The sequence below is a fragment of the Mesobaculum littorinae genome (assembly GCF_004011175.1).
GTDB lineage: Bacteria > Pseudomonadota > Alphaproteobacteria > Rhodobacterales > Rhodobacteraceae > Tranquillimonas > Tranquillimonas littorinae.
The window spans coordinates 1-2,402 of the sequence record NZ_RQXX01000018.1 but is presented as its reverse complement, the minus strand read 5'-3'; the positions used below and the strand labels follow the sequence as shown (position 1 = coordinate 2,402).

Genomic DNA, 2,402 nt, shown 5'->3' with positions numbered 1-2,402 from the left:
TCGCGAATGCCCGCAACGGGCCGAAGGCGACGGCGCGTTAGTGGCGACCAATCGATTGGCCGCGCAGCGCAGCGAAGGTCCGCTTCGAGCCCAAACAGTTGCATGCTGCGTCTTGTCCGTAACGCCATCCCCCCTGCGACGAGATCTCATTTGAACGCCATTCTCAAAACGTCGATTGTGCGCCTGATCCGTTCCTGATGACGCTGCGAGTTATGGGTCACAGACCAAACTTCGCGGACGAGAAGTGGTTCACCTGATCCCACCAGAGTCAGTTCGTTGTTGTCTGCCGTCAGGAAATCTGGAAGCGCTGCAATACCGCCCCTCGCCATGACCGCCGCCATTTGCAGATCGACGTCATCCACATAGCAGGCAAACTTTCCGTCAGCTATCCGGTTGAGAGCGACCTGTTGTGGCATGGCATCCCGTACGTCGCCCTGACCGATATACCGCCGGTCCTCCTCGGAGGTGTCCGCGATGTACTCGCGATGCGCATATAGACGAAACGCGATGGAGCCGAGTTTGGAGACCGCCAGATCACCTGTCTGCGGCCGCGACAGGCGCACCGCAATGTCGGCCTCACCGCGTAGCAGCGAGGCGAACTCGATTTCCCCAGCGAGCTTTAACTCCAGCGCAGGGTATTCTCGGCCGAGTGACAGAAGGGGTCCGATCAGCCGGGCTCTGGCCAAGGCGGGTGGGGCGGAAATTGTGACCCGCCCGCTCATGCCGGGTCGCATTCCGGCCGCGCATCTCGCCGCCAGATGGGCGGCCTCCATCATCGGCCGGGTGGCATCGGCAAAATCGCGCCCTGCCGCGCTCAGGGCCAATTGCCGTCCGCGACGGTCGAACAGGGCAAGACCAGTCTCGCTTTCGAGTGCCTGTATCCGCCGGGTAACCGTGGTTCGTTCTACGCCCAATTCGCGCGCGGCAGAAGCGGTACTGCCGGTTTCGACCAAGGCAATGAAGAAGCGAATGTTTTCCCAATCCATGCATCGCACCATTTAAAAATGCATTTCTGCATCATTTAAGTGTTGTATATATGCATTCCATGCTGCCCGGATGTCACGAATATTCCGCCTCGTCAGATCGGAAAGAGGTACATCATGACGCATGTCGTCGAGCTATCCGCCCCCGGAGGGGTGCAGAATCTATCGTTTGTCTCGCGTGACATCGGCAATCCTGGCCCTGGAGAAATCCGTTTGCGTCAGACTGGTGCGGGCGTGAACTTCATCGACATCTACCAACGAAGGGGAGTTTACCCTCTTTCCATGCCTGCTGTACTCGGCGTGGAAGGCGCGGGTGTGGTGGAAGCCGTCGGCGAAGGTGTCGCCCAATTCTCCGTGGGGGATCGTATCGGCTACGCTGGGGCTGTAGGGGGATATGCCGAAGCGCGGCTGCTGCCAGCTTGGCGCGGCGTAAAGCTGCCCCAAGATGTCTCAAGCGAGCTCGCGGCCAGCAGCCTCTTGAGAGCCTGCACTGCGCATATGCTGCTTCACAAGGTTCATCAGGTGACGTCGGGAACGACGATCCTGATCCATGCCGGTGCCGGGGGGCTCGCCAGCATCGTCATGCCTTGGGCTAAGCGACTAGGGGCTCGGATCATGGCAACGGTGAGCACTGATGCGAAGGCGGAACTCGCTCTGGCCAATGGCGCTGACACGGTCATCATCGGGCGAAACGCGGACATCGCGGGGGAAGCGCGAGAGTGGACCGACGGTCTGGGCGTGGATTTCACCATAGATGGCATCGGGTGGCCGACCTTCAGTGCTTCACTGGAGGCGACCGCTAAGTTTGGGACATTCGCAAGCGTCGGCCAAGCAGGCGGCGCACTTGTCACGCTCTCTGCCGATGATCTCGGGCCACAGTGAAGCATTGCCTTTCACATGCCAAGCGTGATGGCCTATCTAGCGGACCCCCTCCGTTATGAGGGTGTCATGAGCGCGTCGGTGGCCGCCTTGAGCGTCGGCCCCAGGAGAGTATCAGGGCCGGACTTTGCACTTTCAGATGCCAGCGCAGCACAATTGTCTCTTGAGAATGGCTCGACCTCTGGCACGCCACTCCTCGTGATTTGAGCATACGGAAAGCGGGCCTTCGCACCTCGAAGTTAATAGGCCGCTTTGTCCCGCTCAGCGGACGTTCGCCCTCCCGNGCCGCACGGTGCCACGGATGATCGGTCACAGGAAGCTGCATCGCGGCGAAAGGTGACCCGGCGAACGGCGGCTAAGGGCCGTGAGTGTCAGGCAGCGGGAGGCTGGAGGGGACATGCGGTTTGTCTGCTTCAGCAGTTTCGCCACTGCCTCTAGAGATGACGGTCAATTTGCCAGTTGCTTACAGACAAAGCCGGCACGTGTTGCAATGTCGGCGCGCGGCAGTTCTGTGATTTGGTATCCGAGCGCGGTGTAGGT

The 2,402-nt window shown here is 60.3% G+C and carries 2 protein-coding genes; one reads left to right on the top strand and one right to left on the bottom strand.

All coding sequences use genetic code 11. From position 1 onward, the window contains the following. Positions 1 to 146: 146 nt before the first annotated feature. Entirely contained in the window at positions 147 to 986 is an 840-nt protein-coding gene (locus EKE94_RS18475; protein ID WP_164871037.1) for a LysR family transcriptional regulator, read from the bottom strand. Positions 987 to 1,100: 114 nt separating this feature from the next. Here EKE94_RS18475 and EKE94_RS18470 point away from each other — a divergent pair, with 114 nt between their 5' ends. After that, a complete protein-coding gene (locus tag EKE94_RS18470; protein ID WP_127908103.1) occupies positions 1,101 to 1,865 on the top strand; it encodes a quinone oxidoreductase family protein in 765 nt (254 codons plus the stop codon). Positions 1,866 to 2,402: the final 537 nt, after the last annotated feature.